This is a genomic window from Tamlana crocina (assembly GCF_012037625.1).
This window is the reverse complement of the sequence record NZ_JAAVJS010000577.1, coordinates 1-341: the sequence shown is the minus strand read 5'-3', so window position 1 is coordinate 341 and position 341 is coordinate 1. Positions and strand designations below refer to the sequence as shown.

General features: G+C 39.9%; 1 pseudogene. It reads left to right on the top strand.

From position 1 onward, the window contains the following. Positions 1–341: pseudogene (locus HC176_RS18115) on the top strand (outer membrane beta-barrel protein); the annotation flags it as partial.

Genomic DNA, 341 nt, shown 5'->3' with positions numbered 1-341 from the left:
GATTTTTCAAATGCCGGCGAAGACATTTTAGAAGGTGGAGAAAGCAAAATGGGTTATCATTTTGGGATTTTCTACCAGATGAATATCCTTGGATTTTCTCTAAGGCCGGAGCTGGTTTACACCACCACCAAAAGCTCCTATCAATTTAACCAAAAGGAAGCTGAATATAAGGTTTCCAAGATCGATCTTCCGATTCTGGTAGGTACAAAAATATTTGGTCCGGTAAAGATTTTTGCAGGACCAAGTCTTCAGTATATTGTAGATAATGACTTTGAAGGCTTTGATTTGGGTGACGTTCAAGATGAATTCACTATTGGCGCACAATTGGGAGCAGGGATCCA